We start from the raw sequence: 699 nt of genomic DNA, 5'->3' as shown, positions 1-699 counted from the left end.
GGGGAAACAGGGGGAGGGAAGTCTGGGAGCGGCGAGGGAGGGACCAGTTCCCTCGTACCGCGAACCGGTGACCGCCGACGGGTGACCGGAGGTGACTGGCCGGGGATCAGCCGGTCAGTCGGTCATCAGCAGCCGTGCGTCCTCGTGCCGCACGTGTCCTGCGGCTTCCGCGGCCGGCGCCTCGTTCGGCAGGAACTGCTCGACCACGCGCACGAACATCTCCCGACGGTCGGCAGGCACCCCCAGCAGATCCGCGACCTCCTCCAGCGTGGGGCGACGGGCGAACTCGGCGCCGGGTGCGGGGGAGGCCAAGTAGTCGTGGGGGTCGGCGAGTTCCTCCGCGGTGAGCCGGCCGGAGCGGATGAGCATGTCGCGGACCGGCACGCCCAGCACGCGGGCGAGCCTGCGTGTGGTCTCCAGGTCCGGCATGCTCTGGCGCTGAAGCAGGCGCGTGACGGCGGCCCGGTGGACGCCCGCCTCGTCCGCTATCCGGGACTTGCCGCCGCCGCGTGGGCTGTCGATGTCGTAGCCGCGGTCGCGCATCAGGTCCTCGACCCACGCGGCGAACGCGTCCAGATCCTGGCTGGTCATCTGTGTGCTCGCTTCCTTTGGATGGCAGCGAGTTTAGCTTGCTTGCGCGCACGGAATTACGTGCTCGCGTGCAAGCACTGAGGAAAATCGGCTCAATTAGGGGGAGGT

Annotated in this window: 1 protein-coding gene; it reads right to left on the bottom strand. The window is 69.5% G+C overall.

The features are described from left to right. Positions 1-114: 114 nt before the first annotated feature. The gene (locus tag AC31A1_RS52210) at positions 115-591 is read right to left on the bottom strand and encodes a helix-turn-helix domain-containing protein (RefSeq protein ID WP_489660046.1); all 477 of its coding nucleotides are present in this window, start codon (positions 589-591) and stop codon (positions 115-117) included. Positions 592-699 lie beyond the last annotated feature (108 nt).

Source organism: Streptomyces sp. P5F9 (assembly GCF_057961495.1).
The sequence above is the reverse complement of the archived record's forward strand: the minus strand, read 5'-3'. Positions and strand labels throughout refer to the sequence as shown.

Excerpts from the sequence above, each read along its gene's own strand:
- AC31A1_RS52210 (WP_489660046.1), bottom strand. The coding sequence starts at position 591 with ATGACCAGCCAGGATCTGGACGCGTTCGCCGCGTGGGTCGAGGACCTG.